The 2,317-nt window shown below is 59.8% G+C and carries 2 protein-coding genes; one reads left to right on the forward strand and one right to left on the reverse strand.

Features of this window, described 5'->3' with window-relative positions:
* Positions 1-125: 125 nt before the first annotated feature.
* A complete protein-coding gene (locus B3V69_RS20150) occupies positions 126-1,496 on the forward strand; it encodes a sensor domain-containing diguanylate cyclase (RefSeq protein WP_296449447.1) in 1,371 nt (456 codons plus the stop codon).
* A 452-nt stretch (positions 1,497-1,948) separates the two neighbouring features.
* Here B3V69_RS20150 and B3V69_RS20155 read toward each other — a convergent pair.
* A partial coding sequence (locus B3V69_RS20155; RefSeq protein WP_296449450.1) for a tetratricopeptide repeat protein occupies positions 1,949-2,317 on the reverse strand: 369 nt, incomplete at its 5' end.

Here is a 2,317-nt window from a genome sequence, read left to right on the forward strand (position 1 = left end):
TCAAACTTCAGAAATCGGGGGCATTTTCGGGGGCATTTTGGCACGCCCAAACGATGCCATACTCGGCCCCATGCGGTTGAATTTCCGATCCGCATCCGCAAGCTTGTTTCGGAGAAATCATTATGGTGAGAACCGTCTCAGACCCAGGTCATGCGAGCAATGGCAGCACAATCACCATCGCTTCGGAGATGCATGCGCTACGTGACTTTGCCGAGCTCTCCGCAGAGTGGTTTTGGGAGCAGGACGCAGAATTTCGCTTCACCCGCTTTTTTGGTCGCGCCACGGAGAAATTGCGGCGCAACGAGAGTGATTTCTTGGGTAAGCGGCGCTGGGACATGCCGATTCACGGGGTTACCCCCGAGCAATTGGCCGAACACATTGCCACGTACGAGCGACACGAAGCCTTTCGTGACTTTGACTATGAAGTGCCGGGTGTGGGCGGGATAATCCAGTACTACTCGGTGAGCGGAACGCCGGTATTTGATCCGCAAGGCGTATTTCTTGGCTACCACGGGGTTGGTCGCAATGTCACCGAACTGCGGCTTGGCGAACTGGCGATCAAGGCCAGTGAACGCCAGTTGTCGCAGATCGTTGACGGCAGCCCGATCCCGACCTTCGTGCTGGACGCCAGGCACCGGGTGACGCACTGGAATCGGGCTTGTGAAAAGCTGACCCGCCTGAACGCGAAAGAGATGCTGGGCCAAAGCAATACCTGGCGCGCCTTTTACCCGGCGCCGCGGCCCAGCATGGCGGATTTTGTGCTCTCCGCAGCGACCGATGAAGTGATTGCCCGGAGCTACGAGCAATTCAGCCATTCCAGCCTGATTGCCGGTGCCTGCGAAGCCCAGGGTTTCTTTCCCCTGATGGGAGACGGTGGGCGCTGGCTCTACTTTACGGCCGCACCGTTGCGCGACGCACAAGGCAAACTCACCGGCGCCATGGAGACCTTGCAGGACATCACCGACCAGAAGCGGTCGCAGAGTTTGCTCGAACAGCTCGCTGCGCGCGATAGCCTGACCGGAATCTCCAACCGGCGCTGCTTTGACGAGAAACTGCGCGACGAGTGGAAGCGCGAGCGTCGTGATTTGCGACCACTGTCACTGCTGATGATGGATGTAGATCACTTCAAGCTGTTTAACGACACCTACGGACATCAAGCCGGTGACCTGTGCCTGCAGCGAATCGCCAACGCGTTACAGCAGGTCGTGTGCCGTCCGGCAGATCTGGTCGCCCGCTACGGCGGCGAGGAGTTTGTGGCGATCCTGAGCGCGACCGATGGCCCGGGAGCAGCCATCGTTGCCCAGCGCATTCTTGATCGCGTCGAAGAGCTGTGCATTGCGCACAGAGCCAACCGGGGCGGACACGTGACGCTGAGCATCGGTGTCGCCACCGCAATCCCGCAAGCCGACCGCCAGCCCGAGAGTCTGACCGCGGCAGCCGATGCCGCGCTCTACCGTGCCAAGCGTAACGGCAGGGGCCGCTACGTTGTGGATTAGCGCCGCAGCCGGTCGGCGCTTGCCAGGGTTTCAAATGGTCTTTTCTCCCGCCCCCACGCACCCACCGGCACCGTTACGACGGCATGCTGGCACCGAACCCGCCGCTACGCGAACAAGATTGAACTTGCTACAAGTTTGGTAGCTGCTTACGCACATTCCACGAGGGCTATCGGCACTTTTTTACATAAATAATTCCGTGGAACGTCTGCGCACATAGCGTCAGCGCGCAGTCCACCGCCGTGGGGCGACTGTGACGCGAAGATGGGCTGTAGCCCCCGTGGCCGACGTCCAACCTGCAGATAGGAACGTCGGCCTCAGAACGACTATTCGTGGCCAGACAGCCTACCGTGCACGAATTGGAAGAAGGGCTGGGCTTTCTTGCCTCCCATGCGGCTGAATTTCCTATCCGTTGGTCAGATCAGCCATGGCGCCATGGCTGATCTGACCGAGGCTTATTGGGCCACCGGTTTGTAATCGGCAATCGCTTTGGCCAGCTGCCGGGTCTCGTCGCAATTCGCGCAGCTGGCTTGCAGTTTGGCAAGCTGACCCTCGGCCTTGGCCTTTTGATCGGTCTTCAAGTAGGCAATGCCGGAGTAGTTCAGCGCGCCCTTGTGGGTGGGGTCCAGCGCCAGCGCCTTGCCATAGGCCGCGAATGCGTCGTCGTAGCGACCCATCCAGCGGTTGGAATAGCCGAGGTAGTTGAAGGCGTCCGCATTCTTGGGATCTTGCGCCACCACTTTGTTGAAGCTGCTCACGGCCAGTGACCAGTTCTTGGCGTCAATCGCCTTCTTGCCGGCGGCGAAGTCGTCCAATTGCGCGTT

Origin of the sequence: Rhodoferax sp. UBA5149, assembly GCF_002413825.1 — a bacterium.
Classification (GTDB): domain Bacteria; phylum Pseudomonadota; class Gammaproteobacteria; order Burkholderiales; family Burkholderiaceae_C; genus Rhodoferax.